Origin of the sequence: Caulobacter radicis (genome assembly GCF_003094615.1) — a bacterium.
Taxonomy (GTDB): Bacteria; Pseudomonadota; Alphaproteobacteria; order Caulobacterales; family Caulobacteraceae; genus Caulobacter; species Caulobacter radicis.
In genome coordinates, this window is sequence record NZ_QDKO01000017.1 from 28,119 (window position 1) to 40,885 (window position 12,767).

Consider the following 12,767-nt stretch of genomic DNA (forward strand, 5'->3'; position numbering starts at 1 on the left):
TGAGCACGCCGCCGGCGCCTCCCGTATCAGCGGAACCAGGGTTTCTCGCCACAAGGGCGAGAATGACGGGAGTGAAGAAGAAAGCCCCAGCCCCTCACTTCTCGCTGTCGAGATGGGCCATCATCGCCGGGGCGTAGCGTTCGCCGGCCGCCGCGCCCTTGGGCACGGCCGCCTCGATGGCGGCCAGATCCGCCGCCGTCAGGACGACGTCGAGGGCGCCCAGGGCCTCGGCCAGGCGATCGCGGCGGCGGGCGCCGACCAGGGGGACGATGTCGTCGCCGCGCGAGGCGACCCAGGCGATGGCGATCTGGGCGACGCTGACGCCCTTGCCGTCGGCCACCGCCCGCAGGGTCTCGACCAGGGCCAGGTTGCGGTCGAGGTTCTCGCCCTGGAAGCGCGGGGAATGGACCCGGAAGTCGCGGGCGCCGCGCTGGGCGTCCCTGCTCCAATGCCCGCTGATCAGGCCGCGCGACAGCACGCCGTAGGCCGTCAGGCCAATGCCGAGCTCGCGCAGGGTGGGCAGGATGGCGTCCTCGATCCCGCGCGAGAGCAGCGAATACTCGATCTGCAGATCGCAGATCGGGGCGACGGCGGCGGCGCGGCGGATGGTGTCGGCGCCAACTTCCGACAGGCCGATATGTCGGATGTAGCCGGCGTCACGCAACGCGGCCAGGGCGCCGATCGTGTCCTCGATCGGTACGTCCGGATCCAGGCGCGAGGGGCGATAGACGTCGATGTGGTCGACCCCCAGCCGGCGCAGCGAATAGGTCACGAAGTTCCTGATCGCCTTGGGCCGGCTGTCGAACCCGAGGAAGGCGCCGTCGGGGCCGCGCAGGGCGCCGAACTTGACGCTGATCACGGCCTTGGCGCGATCCTGGCCCCGCAGGGCCTCGCCGATCAGCATCTCGTTGTGGCCCATGCCGTAGAAGTCGCCGGTGTCGAGCAGGGTGATCCCGGCCTCCATGGCGGCGTGGATCGTGGCGACGGCCTCGGCGCGGTCGGCGGGGCCGTAAAGGTCGTCGGACATGCCCATGCAGCCGAGGCCGAGGGCCGAGACAGCGGGACCGGTGTTGCCGAGCTTGAGCGTGCGCATGGGCGATCTCCTTGGATGCGCGGCGTGGGGGGAGCGGCCGCGGGTGTTGGACGGGCCGACTATGACCTTGCGCGACCTGTGCGATAATCCGGCCAGCGGCGCACGAGCCGTTCGGAATTTCGCACAATGGCCACCCCCGACCTCGCCGATCTCGACGCCTTCGCCGCCGTGGCCCGGGCCCGCAGCTTTCGCGGCGCGGCGGTGGGACGCGGGGTGTCGCCCTCGTCGCTGAGCGAGGCGGTGCGACGGCTGGAGACGGCGCTGGGCGTGCGGCTGCTCAACCGCACCACCCGCAGCGTCACCCCCACCGAGGCCGGCGAACGCCTGCTCGAGCGGCTGGCGCCGGCCCTGGCCGACGTGGCCGGAGCGCTGGACGCGGTGAACCAGTTTCGCGACAGCCCGACCGGAACCCTGAAGCTGAACGTGCCCATCGTCGTGGCGCGCCTGGTCCTGCCCGACATCGTCGGCCCGTTCCTGAAGGCCAATCCGGGCATCACCCTGGAGATCACCGCCGAGGACAACTTCGTCGACGTGCTGGCGGCCGGGGCCGACGCCGGCGTGCGCTATGGCGAGCGGCTGGAGAAGGACATGATCGCCGTGCCGCTGTCGGGTCCGCAGCGCTACCAGGCGGCCGCTTCGCCGGACTTCCTGGCGCGATACGGAACGCCCCGCCATCCGCGCGACCTGTTGTCGCTGCCCTGCATCCGCCACCGGTTCTCCAGCGGCGCGATCATCGTCATGGAGTTCGAGAAGGACGGCGAGATCGTGCGCATCGCGCCCGACGGGCCGCTGATCTCCTCGTCGATGGAGCTGGAACTGCGGGCCGCCGAGGAGGGCCTGGGCGTGATCGCCAGCTTCGAGGGCTTCCTTGCGGCGTCGGTGGCCGCGGGCCGTCTCGTGCCGATCCTCGAGGACTGGAACCCGCCCTTCGAGGGGCCCTTCCTCTACTATCCCAGCCGCCGCCACATGCCCGCGCCGCTGCGGGCCTTCATCGACTTCATCCGCGCCCGGCGGCTGGAAACCTGAATTTCTGGCGCGTTTGCCGCCTGTTCACCGTCGCCTGCCATGCTCGGCGCGAAAGAACGAGGGGCCACCGCCGATGATCGTCAGCAGCCGCACCGCCGCCCGCCTGGGCGGGGCGCTCGTCCGCGCCGCTGCTCGCCTGCGCGGGTTCCGGTCCGACCGGCGCGGCGCCCTCGCCGTCTGGGTGGCCATGGGCCTGATCCCGCTCTGCCTGCTGGTGTTCGGCGTCTTCGACCTCAGCCGCATGAGCGTCGAGCGCCGGCGCCTGCAGGACTCCCTGGACGCGGCCACCCTGATCGCGGCCCGCTCGACCGCCACCGACACCGCCACCCTCACCACCCTGGGCAAGGCCGCCCTGACCGCCGAACTGGGCCAGGCCGCGACCACCGCTAGCTTCGTCGGCTCGACCAACGGCAAGCAGGTGACCGGCGCCGCCAGCTACACCTTCGACCCGATCATCCTGGGCCTGATCGGCAAGGACAAGCTGACGGTCGGCGCCCAGTCGGTGGTGGTGCGCGCCGCCAACAACCTCGAGATCGCCCTGGTGCTCGACATCACCGGCTCGATGTCCGGCACGCGCATCAGCGACCTGAAGACGGCCGCCAACGACCTGGTGGACATAGTCGTGCAGGACATCCAGGAGCCCTACTATTCCAAGGTCGCCATCGTGCCCTACTCGATGGGCGTCAATGTCGACACCTATGCCGACGCGGTGCGCGGCGCGATCCCGAGCTCGCCCCTGGCCACCGCGGCCTGGAACACCGGCGTGACCAAGACGGTGTCGAGCTTCACCGGCAACACGACCTCGCCCGTGGTCACCACCTCGAGCGCCCACGGCCTGGCGGTCAACGACTACGCCATGGTGTTCGGCTCCAACCAGAGCAGCATGAACGGCAAGGTGCTGAGGGTGACCTCGGTCGCCTCGACCACCAAGTTCACCGGCGCCAACCAGTCGGGGACCTCGGTCACCGCCGGCTCCAGCGGCTCGGTCTACAAGTGCCTGAACTCCAGCTGCACCTTCGTCTTCACCAGCAAGGCCAGCCATGTCTTCCAGACCGGCGACCAGCTGAAGCTGACCGGGATCACCGGCGTGACGACGCTGAACAGCGCCGTTCCGACCATCACCGCCGTCTCGGGCCTGGCGATGACCACCAACCTGTCGCCCACGGCCAGCACGAACTACGTCACCACCACCGCCGGCGCCAACGGCACGGCGACCTGCCAGAGCACCTCGCGCAGCGACATCAGCTGCGCCAACCTGAACTTCACCAACGCCAGCGGCAACGCCAAGACCCAGGCGATCAGCACCTGCGTCACCGAACGCACCGGGACCTACGCCTATACCGACGACGCCCCGACCACCGCCCTGGTCGGCCGCAACTACCCGGTCTCGAGCAACCCTTGCCCGGCGCCGAAGATCACCCCGCTGACCTCCGACCGCACGGTGCTCAAGAACCAGATCTCGGCGCTGGACGACGGCGGCTCGACCGCGGGCCAGATCGGCCTGGCCTGGGGCTGGTACATGGTGTCGCCGAACTTCGCCTACCTGTGGCCCAGCGCCAGCCAGAAGCCGGTCGCCTACGGCACGGCCGAGACCATGAAGATCGTCGTGATGATGACCGACGGCGCCTTCAACACCCCCTATTGCAAGGGCGTGATCGCCGCCAACGCCGGCTCGGGCTCGGGCTCGGCCGCCGATCACATCAACTGCAACGCCACCAACGGCGACGCCACGAGCCAGGCCAAGGAGCTGTGCACCAGGATCAAGGCCAAGAACGTGATCGTCTTCACGGTCGGCTTCGACGTCGACTCCACCGCCAAGTCGATGCTGACGACCTGCGCCACCAAGACCAGCCAGGCCTATTTCCCGGCCACCGGCGGCGAGCTGAAGACCGCCTTCAAGTCGATCGCCCAGGAGATCTCGGCCCTGCGCATCGCCAAGTAGCGACGCTGCGGAACCGACATGAAAAAGGCCCCGTCCGCGAGGACGGGGCCTTCGTCGTTTCTGAGCCTAGCGCGCGCCGGTCAGGCCAGCTTGATCTCGCGCAGACGCTGCTGGAGGAACTCGTCGGCGGTGATCGACTCCGGATAGCGGTCCGGGTTTTCGTCGGTCACGCAGTTGTCCAGGGTCTTGATCTCGTAGTCCGACGCGAAGTGCAGGAAGAACGGCGTCGAGTAGCGCGGCAGGTGGCGGCGCTCGGGCGGCGGGTTCTGCACGCGGTGGATGGTCGAGGGCAGGACGTGGTTGGTCAGGCGCTCGAGCATGTCGCCGATATTGATGACGATGCAGCCCGGGGGCGGGTTGATCGGCAGCCACTCGCCGTTGCGGTCGAGCAGCTCGAGACCACCCTCCTCGGCGCCGAGCAGAAGCGTGATGGTGTTGATGTCGCCGTGGGCGCCGGCGCGCACGCCGGTGGCGTCCTGCGGGATCGGCGGATAGTGCAGCAGGCGCAGCACGCTGTTGCCGTTCTCGACGGTCGGCTTGAAGAACTCGCGGTCGAGCTTCAGGTAGGTGGCGATCGCCTCCAGCACCTTGCCGCCCATGCTGTCGAGCGCGTTGTAAAGCCAGCTGACGTCATGCTTGAAGGCCGGGATCTCGGCCGGCCAGACGTTGTCGGCCATGGTGGCGCGGAAGCGGTGGCCGGGCGGCAGGTCGCGGCCCATGTGCCAGAATTCCTTCAGGTCGTAGTGCGTGGCGCCCTTGGCGGTCTCGACGCCGAACGGGATGTAGCCGCGCGCGCCGCCCTTGACGCCGGCGTACTGCTTCTTGGTCTCGACCGGCAGGGCGAAGAAGGCCTTGGTGTCGGAGATGGCCGCATCGATACGGTCCTGCGGCAGGTCGTACTCCGACAGCACAGCAAAGCCATAGCGCTCGAACGAGGCGCCCAGCTCCTGGGCGAAGCGCGCGAAGTCCTTGCTGTAGAGGGTGAACGAGATGGGCTCGATGGCGGATGCGGACACGGTTGGCCTTCGAAGGTGAGAAAAATGGGCGGGATTAGTAAGACGGGCCTTACTACACCCAACAGGCGGCGGAACGAAGGCCGTTCATCCCCCGCTCATCCGGATTGTCGGAACTTGACCATAACGGGTGCGTTTCACCCGCTGATCCGACACTTCACGGGATAGACGGCAGATGACCAACAAGACCGCCTTCCGCGCCGCCGCGCTCGGGGCCCTCCTGATCGGCGCCGGCGCCATGACCGCCTGCACCACCACCGATCCCTATACCGGCATGCCGGTGCGCAACAACACCGGCACCGGCGTCCTGGCCGGCGCGGCCGGGGGCGCCCTGCTGGGCTACCTGACCAACACCAACAAGGGCGAGCAGGGCCGCAAGAACGCCCTGATCGGCGCGGGCATCGGCGCCTTGGCCGGCGGCGCCGTCGGCAACTACATGGACCGCCAGCAGGCCGACTTCCGCCGCAGCCTGGAAGGCTCGGGCGTGATGATCCGCCGCAACGGCGACCAGATCGTCCTGGTCATGCCCAGCGACGTGACCTTCGCCGTCGACAAGTCGGACGTGCAGCCGCAGTTCACCCGCGTGCTCGACGACGTGGCCCGCACCCTGAACGCCTATCCGCAGACCACCATCGACGTGGTCGGCCACGCCGACAGCAGCGGTCCGGACGACTACAATCAGGCCCTGTCGGAGCGCCGCGCCGGCTCGGTCGCGGGCTATCTGACCGGCCCCGGCCGCGTGCTGCCCGACCGCGTGTTCGTGGCCGGCCAGGGCGAGCGCCAGCCGATCGCCTCCAACGACACCGCCGAGGGCCGCGCCCAGAACCGCCGGGTCGAGATCATCCTGCGCCCGCTGACCCAGTAGGCGGCGCGAGATATCGCCTTCAAAGGGGCGGGGCGGCTTGACCAGCCGCCCCGCCCTTCGCTTTACAGGGCCCATGAAGACCCGCGCCGACCTCATCGCCTTCTTCGACGCCCACGATGTCGACCACGCCACCCTCGACCACCCGCCGGTGTTCCGCGTCGAGGAAGGGCTGGAGATCAAGAAGGCCCTGCCCGGCGGCCACACCAAGAACCTGTTCCTCAAGGACGCCAAGGGCCAGCTGTGGCTGATCTCGGCGCTGGGCGAAACGGCCATCGACCTGACGAAGCTGCATCACGTGATCGGCTCGGGCCGACTGTCGTTCGGCCCCGAGGCGATGATGGTCGAGACGCTGGGCGTCACCCCTGGCTCGGTCACCGCCTTCGGCCTGATCAACGACGGCGAGCGCAGGGTCCGCTTCGTGCTCGACAAGGCCCTGAGTGAGGCCGATCCGGTGAACTTCCACCCTCTAAAGAACGACGCCACCACCGCCGTCAGCCAGGCGGGCTTCCGCCGGTTCCTGGCCGCCCTGGGCGTCGAGCCGATGATCGTCGACTTCGAGGCGATGGCCGTCGTCGGCTAACGCTCTCTCTTTTCTAGCGCTGCGGCCCGACCCGGAACCGCAGGCACGCCCCGCGAGCCCGGACAGTCGGCTCGCCCGTGCAGTCGACGTCGACGGTCGCCGGACGCAGCGCCGTCAGCTTGCGGCCCGCCGGCGCCGCCAGGCAGTCGGTCAGGGTCTTGGCCATCTTCTCCAGCTCCACCGTGTGCGTCGCCTGGGCGTAGCCCTCCCACAGGAGCGTGCGCGCCTCGTCGGGCGTCGAGGGCGAGCCGGCCAGGACCGCGTACATGTAGGCCTGGCCATCGACCTCGTCGGCGGGCCAGAAGAACACCGCCTCGTGGCTGTCGGCCGCGGGGGTGGAGCTGATGAAGGCGTAGAGGGGCTCGCACGCCACCGGCTTCTCCGCCGCCGACGCCTGCCCGGCCAGGCAGAACGCCGCCGCCCCGAGCAGGCTCAAGGACAGACGGAGTGGAAGACGACGGGCCATGTGGATCCTGGTGGAACGCCCCGAACGGGCGGCGCGCACCATCGCCGCCAAACGCCTTCTGGGCAAGAAGCCGCAGCCGCCGATTGCGAACCGGCTCGCCAAGGACCATCTTGCGGCGCTGAGCGTCCGCGCACGAGAGAAGAAGCAGTCATGTCCCTGATCGGTGAAAAGCCCGCCCCCATCCCGGCCGGCGGCCAGAATGGCGGCAAGAGCGAACACATCAAGGACGGGACCGACGCCAGCTTCATGGCCGACGTCATCGAGGCCTCGAAGACCCAGCCGGTCATCGTCGACTTCTGGGCCACCTGGTGCGGCCCCTGCCGCCAGCTGACCCCGGCGCTGGAGAAGGTGGTCGCCGCCGCCAAGGGCGCGGTCAAGCTGGTCAAGATCGACGTCGACAAGAACCCGGGCTTCGCCGGCCAGCTGCGCGTGCAGTCGATCCCCACCGTCTACGCCTTCGTCGACGGCCAGCCGGTGGACGGCTTCCAGGGCGCCCTGCCCGAAAGCCAGATCCAGCAGTTCGTCGACCGCATCTCGGGTCCGCCCGAGGCCGGGGCCGTGGACGAGCTGCTGGCCATGGCCAAGGAGAGCCTGGACGTCGAGGACCTGGGCGGCGCGGCCCAGGCCTTCGCCCAGGTGCTGCAGATGGAGCCCGACAACATCAAGGCGCTGGGCGGCCTCGCCCGCGTCTACCTGGCCGGCGGCGACCTGGAGCGCGCGGCCGAGATCGCCGACATGGCGCCGGCCAACGCCAAGGACCCGGACCTGGAAAGCGTGCGCGCCGCCTTGAAGCTGGCCGAAGCGGCTCCGTCCGAGACCGCCGCCTTCGAACAACGCCTGGCCGCCGACGCCGACGACCACGAAGCCCGGCTGGAACTGGCCAAGGCCTTGGCCGGCGCCGGCCAGCTGGACGCGGCCTGCGACCATCTGCTGACCATCATCCAGCGCGACCGGACCTGGAACGACGACGCCGCCCGCAAGCAGCTGCTGACCGTGTTCGAGGCCGCCGGCCCGACCTCGGAAGTGGCCAAGCAGGGCCGCAAGCGCCTGTCGTCGATCCTGTTCAGCTAGGACTTCAAGGACCCGTTCCGCCGGGACAAGCGTTCAGAACACCCAGTCAAGGAGGCCGCCATGCCGGGCGTATACCGGAAGACCCTCGACCTGCCGCTGGTGATCCCCGTGTTCCCACTGGACGGGGCCCTGTTGCTTCCCGGCGGCCAGCTGCCGCTGAACATCTTCGAGCCGCGCTATCTCAACATGCTCGACGACGCCATGTCGGGCGAGCGGATGATCGGCATGGTCCAGACCCGGCCGGGCGGCGACATCACCCGGCCGGCCCTGGCCCCGATCGGCTGCGCGGGCCGGGTGACCAGCTTCGCCGAGACCAGCGACGGCCGCTACCTGATCACCCTGACCGGCGTGGCGCGGTTCCGGCTGGGCGAGGAGCTGCCGGCGCGCACGCCCTATCGCCAGGTGCGGGCCGACTTCACGCCCTTCGACCTCGACCTGCGCGAGGACCAGCAGGAGGCGGTCGGCGACGCAGCCCCGCTGCTCAACGCCCTGCGCCGCTATCTCGACCACCGCGGCCTGGCCATCGACTGGAGCGAGGCCCAGGCCGCGCCGTCCGACGCCCTGATCAACAGCCTGGCCATGGCCCTGCCGTTCGACCCGCTGGAGAAGCAGGCCCTGCTGGAGGCCCGCACCATCGCCGACCGCCGCAGCACCCTGGTGGCGCTGCTGGAGATCGACGCCGCCCAGGACGACGACGAGCCGCCCTCGGTGCAGTAGGGCGTCAGGCCGCGGCGGCCGCGCCGTCGGCCTTGGGCTGCGGCGGCCCGAAGCGGTTGTCGCCGGCCGTACCGTCCTGCAGGACGAAGACGATCAGCACGGCGGTCCCGCCCGGCACGAGATTGAGCAGCAGCCACCAGCCGCTGCGGTCGATGTCGTGCAGGCGGCGGATGGTCACCGACAACGCCGGGATCGCCAGGAACAGGCCGACATAGGACAGCAGCGAGGCCGGCTTGTGGGGCGGCAGGCCCCGCAGGCCGTCGGCCAGCCCCCAGGCCATGCTCCAGACATAGCTGGGCAGCAGCGCCAGGGTCAGGGACAGCAGCAGGAACTGCAGGAACTCCGACCGGTCCGACCGGCCCTTGAAGTCAGCGAACCGGATCAGCGCCTTGAACATCGACATCGCGAGCTCTCCGTTGAACACCACCCATGGTAGCGAAACGGAGCGCGGTGAAAAGCCCCCGGGGGCGAACGCCGTCGCTTAGGGCTTCACTGCATCCCAGGCGGCCACCTGGTAGCCGTTTTCGGACAGGCACTGCCCCATGGCGGCCTTGTGCCGCTCGTCCAGCGCGGCCCGCACACCCTTGGAGCCCTTGGCCTTGTCGTACGGGACCTTGAGCACCAGGCCGGTGGGGCCCGGTTGCAGGTCGCGGGCCGTGGCGCTGGCCGGATGCACCTTGAAGCCGCTGGTCTTGCCCGCCCGCACCTCGTCGCGGCACGAGACGAAGGTGCTGGCGAAGGCCTTCTCGTCGCTGGCCTGGGTCGACAGGCGCGGGCTGTAGGCGTTTTCGCCACCCATTCCGCCTCCCATGGAGCCGCAGGCGGCCAGGGTCAGGGTGCTGGTGGCCACGGCGGCGGCCAGGAAGGTCCGTTCGATGACGGTCATGTCGCTATCCGGGATCGTTGTTATCGCTTCTGCGACAACCGCGAGGCGGCGCGAGAGGTTCCGGCGGCGGGGCTTTCCCAATCGGCCGGCCGGCTCTAGAACAGCGCCATGACCGCTGCTCCTCCGCCCCCGCCCGTCGACGTCGATCCGCGCCTGCTGGAGGTGCTGGTCTGTCCGGTGACCCGCGCGCCGCTGTTCTACGACCGCGCCCGCGGCGAGCTGGTCAGCCACACGGCCAAGCTGGCCTACCCGATCCGCGACGGCGTGCCGATCATGCTGCCGGAAGAAGCCCGCAGCCTGGCTGACGGGGAGTAGCCCGCCTCTCACGGCGTGGCGAAAACCTTATCCTTCGACAGGCTCAGGATGAGGTTTTCGGTCAGGCGCCGCGCCTGAACTGGTCCTCATCCTGAGCTTGTCGAAGGACGAGGACCACGTACGGCCTTACAGAGACGCCCCGCGTAACAATTTCGGCAGATCCCCCACCCCGCCGCCGGCCTCGTGCATGAAGAACCGGCGCGCCGGGGCGATGCGGTTCACCGCCGCCATGCCGACGCCGCGCGCCACGCGCAGCAGCGGGTTGTCGTTCGAGAACAGCCGCACGAAGCCGTCGAAGGCCAGGGCGTTGGTGACATTGTCGAACCGCCGCCAGCGGGCGTAGCGCTCCAGCGTCGCCTCCGCGCCGATGTCCTCGCCGTTGCGGATCGCCTCGACCACCACCTCGGCCAGGGCCGCGGCGTCCTTGAGGCCCAGGTTCAGGCCCTGCCCCGCGATCGGGTGCACGCCGTGGGCGGCGTCGCCGATCAAGGCCAGGCGCGGGGCGACCAGCCGTTCGGCCAGCGACAGCGACAGCGGATAGACGAACACCGGCCCGGCCATCTCGACTTCACCGAGGAAATCGCCGAACCGGCGCATCAGGTGGGCGTGGAACGCTTCCGGGCTGGCGTGGCGCAGGGCCTCGCCGCGCGCGGTGCTTTCGGTCCAGACCAGGCTGGCGCGGTTGTCGGTCAGCGGCAGGATGGCGAATGGGCCGCTGGGCAGGAAATATTCGTGCGCCACGCCCTCGTGCGGGTGCTGCATCTGCACCGTGGCGACGACGCCGCTCTGGCCATAGCCCCAGCCGATGTCGCCGATGCCCGCGGCCTTGCGCAGGGCCGAATTACGCCCTTCGGCGCTGACGGCCAGCGGCGCGCTCAGCACCCGGCCGTCGGTCAGGATCACCCGGGCGCCCGAGGCGTCGACCTCAAGCCCCGCCGCGCCGGCCGGGGCGATGACCTCCAGACCCTTGTCCAGCGCCGTCTTCGACAGGGCCGCGCGGATCTGGCGGTTCTCGATCAGGTAGCCCAGGGGCTCGCCTTCCGAACGGTCGGCGATCTCGCCGCTGTCGAAGCGCAGGAAGAAGGGCGACGGCTTGCCCGAGGCCGCGCCCGGGGCCTTGCCGTCGGTGACCAGGATCTGCTCGATGCGCTGGGCGTGAGGCGCCAGGGCCTCGCCGGCGCCGATCGCCCGCCACTGGCGGAACGACGAGTACGCAATGGCTGAAGAGCGCCCGTCGAAGGTCGGCGCCAGCTGGGCGTCGAAGGGCTGCGGGTCGACCAGCAGCGGCCTGACGCCGCCGGAAGCGAGGGCGAGCGCCAGGGTGGTTCCGGCCATGCCGGCCCCGGCGATGATGACGTCGGCGTCGTGCTTGCGCATGGCGTGGGTATGCGCCCGCGCCGGGCTCGCTGTCCAGTTGGACGAAGCGTCCGGGGTCCCCATCTTCTCCCGTCATTCCCGCCCTTGTGGCGGGAACCTCTCTGTCGGCCGCAAGAGCGGGTGGGGCGGATCGCCGGCGATCCGCTGGCGCCTCACGCGTCAGCTGAACCAGGGGTTCCCGCCACAAGGGCGGGAATGACGGGAGTTAAAATGGACGCCGCGCCGTCCAGCCGCCACCTTTGCAAGATTTTCCCACGAAACGCGGCCATTCGCCGCCGACTTTGAAAAACCATGCCCTTGCCTACCCGCGTTACCAGGCGTAACGGGACGGCGCATTTCCCCTTGTCGGGGCTGAAAGATTGGAGACTGCGATGGGTTACCGGGTCGCCGTGGTCGGCGCCACGGGCAACGTGGGCCGCGAGATGTTCAACATCCTCGAGGAAGTGAAATTCCCCGTGGAGAAGATGCACGCCATCGCCTCGCGCAAATCCATCGGCACCGAGGTCTCGTTCGGCAGCCAGATCATCAAGTGCGAGGATCTCGAGCAGTTCGACTTCTCGAAGGTCGACATCGTGCTGATGAGCGCCGGCGGTTCGATCTCGGCCGCCTGGGGCGAGAAGATCGGCGCGGCCGGTCCGATCGTCATCGACAATTCCAGCCACTTCCGGATGGACCCGGATGTGCCGCTGGTGGTGCCGGAAGTGAACCCGGACGCCGTCAACAGCATCCCCAAGAACATCATCGCCAACCCCAACTGCTCGACCGCCCAGCTGGTGGTGGCGCTGAAGCCGCTGCACGACGAGGTGCCGATCAAGCGCGTGGTGGTGTCGACCTACCAGTCGGTTTCCGGCGCGGGCAAGGAAGGCATGGACGAGCTGTGGGACCAGACCAAGGGCGTCTTCGTCCTGGGCGCGCCCGAGCCCAAGAAGTTCACCAAGCAGATCGCCTTCAACGTCATCCCCCACATCGACGTCTTCATGGACGACGGCTTCACCAAGGAAGAGTGGAAGATGACCGTCGAGACCCAGAAGATCCTGGATCCGGCCATCCAGCTGGTCGCCACCTGCGTGCGCGTGCCGGTGATGGTGGGCCACTCGGAGTCGGTCAACATCGAGTTCACCGGCCCGCTGGACGAGGACGACGCCCGCGAGATCCTGCGCGACGCCGAAGGGATCGTCGTGGTCGATAAGCGCGAGAACGGCGGCTACATCACGCCGAAGGAAGCCCAGGGCGAATTCCCGGTCTACGTGTCGCGCATCCGCAAGGACCCGACCGTCGAGCACGGCATCGCCCTCTGGTGCGTCGCCGACAACCTGCGCAAAGGCGCGGCCCTGAACGCCGTGCAGATCGCCCAGCTGCTGCACGACAAGGGCCTGATCAAGCAGAAGACGCCGGCCTAAAGAACGACCCCCCCGT

15 protein-coding genes are annotated in these 12,767 nt (G+C 69.2%); 9 read left to right on the forward strand and 6 right to left on the reverse strand.

Features of this window, described 5'->3' with window-relative positions:
• Window positions 1–94: 94 nt before the first annotated feature.
• On the reverse strand, window positions 95–1,093 hold the full coding sequence (locus tag DDF62_RS10325) for an aldo/keto reductase (protein WP_116489040.1): 999 nt from the start codon (window positions 1,091–1,093) through the stop codon (window positions 95–97).
• 126 nt (window positions 1,094–1,219) lie between these two features.
• Between DDF62_RS10325 and DDF62_RS10330 the strand changes: the two genes are divergently transcribed.
• Both DDF62_RS10330 and DDF62_RS10335 read left to right on the forward strand, forming a co-directional pair.
• Window positions 1,220–2,119, forward strand: a complete 900-nt coding sequence (locus DDF62_RS10330; RefSeq protein WP_116489041.1) for a LysR family transcriptional regulator — start codon at window positions 1,220–1,222, stop codon at window positions 2,117–2,119.
• Window positions 2,120–2,192: 73 nt separating this feature from the next.
• The gene (locus DDF62_RS10335) at window positions 2,193–4,061 is read left to right on the forward strand and encodes a pilus assembly protein TadG-related protein (RefSeq protein ID WP_116489042.1); all 1,869 of its coding nucleotides are present in this window, start codon (window positions 2,193–2,195) and stop codon (window positions 4,059–4,061) included.
• Window positions 4,062–4,141: 80 nt separating this feature from the next.
• Here the strand turns inward: DDF62_RS10335 and DDF62_RS10340 are convergent, their stop codons facing one another.
• Entirely contained in the window at window positions 4,142–5,077 is a 936-nt protein-coding gene (locus DDF62_RS10340) for an isopenicillin N synthase family dioxygenase (RefSeq protein ID WP_116489043.1), read from the reverse strand.
• A gap of 172 nt (window positions 5,078–5,249) precedes the next feature.
• On the opposite strand from DDF62_RS10340, the gene DDF62_RS10345 reads away from it, so the two are divergent.
• Window positions 5,250–5,939: a YiaD family glycine zipper/OmpA-like lipoprotein gene (locus DDF62_RS10345; RefSeq protein ID WP_116489044.1), complete on the forward strand. Its 690-nt coding sequence runs from the start codon at window positions 5,250–5,252 to the stop codon at window positions 5,937–5,939.
• Window positions 5,940–6,012: 73 nt separating this feature from the next.
• Window positions 6,013–6,519, forward strand: coding sequence for a prolyl-tRNA synthetase associated domain-containing protein (locus tag DDF62_RS10350; protein ID WP_116489045.1), 507 nt, complete (start codon window positions 6,013–6,015; stop codon window positions 6,517–6,519).
• A gap of 13 nt (window positions 6,520–6,532) precedes the next feature.
• On the opposite strand, the gene DDF62_RS10355 is transcribed toward DDF62_RS10350, so the two are convergent.
• Window positions 6,533–6,892 carry a hypothetical protein gene (locus DDF62_RS10355; RefSeq protein ID WP_208866849.1) on the reverse strand — a complete coding sequence of 120 codons (360 nt, stop codon included), beginning with the start codon at window positions 6,890–6,892 and terminating at the stop codon, window positions 6,533–6,535.
• 91 nt (window positions 6,893–6,983) lie between these two features.
• Here DDF62_RS10355 and DDF62_RS25580 point away from each other — a divergent pair, with 91 nt between their 5' ends.
• From DDF62_RS25580 to DDF62_RS10365, 3 genes are read left to right on the forward strand one after another with little or no spacing between them, the layout of a single operon-like run.
• Complete coding sequence (locus tag DDF62_RS25580) at window positions 6,984–7,145, forward strand: hypothetical protein (RefSeq protein WP_165832226.1); 162 nt, start codon at window positions 6,984–6,986, stop codon at window positions 7,143–7,145.
• Window positions 7,136–8,056, forward strand: a complete 921-nt coding sequence (gene trxA, locus DDF62_RS10360; protein WP_116489047.1) for a thioredoxin — start codon at window positions 7,136–7,138, stop codon at window positions 8,054–8,056. The genes DDF62_RS25580 and trxA overlap by 10 nt, the downstream gene beginning before the upstream one ends.
• Window positions 8,057–8,116: 60 nt before the next feature.
• Window positions 8,117–8,773, forward strand: coding sequence for an LON peptidase substrate-binding domain-containing protein (locus DDF62_RS10365; protein ID WP_101716400.1), 657 nt, complete (start codon window positions 8,117–8,119; stop codon window positions 8,771–8,773).
• A 4-nt stretch (window positions 8,774–8,777) separates the two neighbouring features.
• On the opposite strand, the gene DDF62_RS10370 is transcribed toward DDF62_RS10365, so the two are convergent.
• Together DDF62_RS10370 and DDF62_RS10375 are read right to left on the reverse strand one after the other, a co-directional pair.
• Window positions 8,778–9,176, reverse strand: coding sequence for a DUF805 domain-containing protein (locus DDF62_RS10370; RefSeq protein ID WP_116489048.1), 399 nt, complete (start codon window positions 9,174–9,176; stop codon window positions 8,778–8,780).
• A gap of 78 nt (window positions 9,177–9,254) precedes the next feature.
• Window positions 9,255–9,659 carry a hypothetical protein gene (locus tag DDF62_RS10375; protein WP_116489049.1) on the reverse strand — a complete coding sequence of 135 codons (405 nt, stop codon included), beginning with the start codon at window positions 9,657–9,659 and terminating at the stop codon, window positions 9,255–9,257.
• Between the two features lie 108 nt (window positions 9,660–9,767).
• On the opposite strand from DDF62_RS10375, the gene DDF62_RS10380 reads away from it, so the two are divergent.
• Complete coding sequence (locus DDF62_RS10380; protein ID WP_058348402.1) at window positions 9,768–9,974, forward strand: Trm112 family protein; 207 nt, start codon at window positions 9,768–9,770, stop codon at window positions 9,972–9,974.
• A gap of 126 nt (window positions 9,975–10,100) precedes the next feature.
• On the opposite strand, the gene DDF62_RS10385 is transcribed toward DDF62_RS10380, so the two are convergent.
• A complete protein-coding gene (locus DDF62_RS10385) occupies window positions 10,101–11,351 on the reverse strand; it encodes a UbiH/UbiF/VisC/COQ6 family ubiquinone biosynthesis hydroxylase (RefSeq protein WP_116489050.1) in 1,251 nt (416 codons plus the stop codon).
• 371 nt (window positions 11,352–11,722) lie between these two features.
• Here DDF62_RS10385 and DDF62_RS10395 point away from each other — a divergent pair, with 371 nt between their 5' ends.
• Window positions 11,723–12,751: an aspartate-semialdehyde dehydrogenase gene (locus tag DDF62_RS10395; protein ID WP_116489052.1), complete on the forward strand. Its 1,029-nt coding sequence runs from the start codon at window positions 11,723–11,725 to the stop codon at window positions 12,749–12,751.
• Window positions 12,752–12,767: the final 16 nt, after the last annotated feature.

What these genes read in the sequence shown, in the direction of transcription:
- DDF62_RS10325 (WP_116489040.1), bottom strand. Translation starts at nt 1,093, where the DNA reads ATGCGCACGCTCAAGCTCGGCAACACCGGTCCCGCTGTCTCGGCCCTC.
- DDF62_RS10330 (WP_116489041.1), top strand. Translation starts at nt 1,220, where the DNA reads ATGGCCACCCCCGACCTCGCCGATCTCGACGCCTTCGCCGCCGTGGCC.
- DDF62_RS10335 (WP_116489042.1), top strand. Translation starts at nt 2,193, where the DNA reads ATGATCGTCAGCAGCCGCACCGCCGCCCGCCTGGGCGGGGCGCTCGTC.
- DDF62_RS10345 (WP_116489044.1), top strand. Translation starts at nt 5,250, where the DNA reads ATGACCAACAAGACCGCCTTCCGCGCCGCCGCGCTCGGGGCCCTCCTG.
- DDF62_RS10350 (WP_116489045.1), top strand. Translation starts at nt 6,013, where the DNA reads ATGAAGACCCGCGCCGACCTCATCGCCTTCTTCGACGCCCACGATGTC.
- DDF62_RS25580 (WP_165832226.1), top strand. Translation starts at nt 6,984, where the DNA reads ATGTGGATCCTGGTGGAACGCCCCGAACGGGCGGCGCGCACCATCGCC.
- trxA (WP_116489047.1), top strand. Translation starts at nt 7,136, where the DNA reads ATGTCCCTGATCGGTGAAAAGCCCGCCCCCATCCCGGCCGGCGGCCAG.
- DDF62_RS10365 (WP_101716400.1), top strand. Translation starts at nt 8,117, where the DNA reads ATGCCGGGCGTATACCGGAAGACCCTCGACCTGCCGCTGGTGATCCCC.
- DDF62_RS10370 (WP_116489048.1), bottom strand. Translation starts at nt 9,176, where the DNA reads ATGTCGATGTTCAAGGCGCTGATCCGGTTCGCTGACTTCAAGGGCCGG.
- DDF62_RS10375 (WP_116489049.1), bottom strand. Translation starts at nt 9,659, where the DNA reads ATGACCGTCATCGAACGGACCTTCCTGGCCGCCGCCGTGGCCACCAGC.
- DDF62_RS10380 (WP_058348402.1), top strand. Translation starts at nt 9,768, where the DNA reads ATGACCGCTGCTCCTCCGCCCCCGCCCGTCGACGTCGATCCGCGCCTG.
- DDF62_RS10385 (WP_116489050.1), bottom strand. Translation starts at nt 11,351, where the DNA reads ATGCGCAAGCACGACGCCGACGTCATCATCGCCGGGGCCGGCATGGCC.
- DDF62_RS10395 (WP_116489052.1), top strand. Translation starts at nt 11,723, where the DNA reads ATGGGTTACCGGGTCGCCGTGGTCGGCGCCACGGGCAACGTGGGCCGC.